This is a genomic window from Klenkia sp. AC732, assembly GCF_979256525.1.
This window is the reverse complement of sequence record NZ_CEEDOS010000196.1, coordinates 1-232: the sequence shown is the minus strand read 5'-3', so window position 1 is coordinate 232 and position 232 is coordinate 1. Positions and strand designations below refer to the sequence as shown.

Below are 232 nucleotides of genomic sequence, written 5' to 3'. Positions count from 1 at the left end.
GCCGATGCTGTCCGACCTCCGTGAGTCCGGCTCCATCGAGCAGGACGCCGACATGGTGATGTTGATCCACCGCGAGGACATGTACGAGCAGGAGTCCCCGCGGGCCGGCGAGGCCGACATCATGCTGGTCAAGCACCGCAACGGCCCCACCGCGAACGTCACCGGCGCCTTCCAGGGTCACTACTCGCGCTGCGTGGACATGGCGACCTGACCGTGACCCCCCCCGACGTGC

General features: G+C 68.1%; 1 protein-coding gene. It reads left to right on the top strand.

The features are described 5' to 3' along the window. Positions 1 to 211: DnaB-like helicase C-terminal domain-containing protein (locus AC0IVP_RS22255; RefSeq protein ID WP_471759322.1), on the top strand; the 211-nt coding region annotated here is incomplete at its 5' end. Positions 212 to 232 lie beyond the last annotated feature (21 nt).